This is a genomic window from uncultured Serinicoccus sp. (assembly GCF_947487915.1).
Lineage (GTDB): Bacteria > Actinomycetota > Actinomycetes > Actinomycetales > Dermatophilaceae > Ornithinicoccus.
Genome location: NZ_CANKYH010000064.1, coordinates 1 through 219 on the forward strand (window position 1 = coordinate 1; position 219 = coordinate 219).

Annotated in this window: 1 rRNA gene; it reads right to left on the reverse strand. The window is 56.2% G+C overall.

Features of this window, described 5'->3' with window-relative positions:
* Positions 1 to 219 (reverse strand): 16S ribosomal RNA (locus tag Q0795_RS17210); the annotation flags it as partial.

Here is a 219-nt window from a genome sequence, read left to right on the forward strand (position 1 = left end):
AAAGGTGTTGCTGGCAACATGGAACGAGGGTTGCGCTCGTTGCGGGACTTAACCCAACATCTCACGACACGAGCTGACGACAACCATGCACCACCTGTACACCAGCCACAAAGGGAAACCACATCTCTGCAGTCGTCCGGTGTATGTCAAGCCTTGGTAAGGTTCTTCGCGTTGCATCGAATTAATCCGCATGCTCCGCCGCTTGTGCGGGCCCCCGTC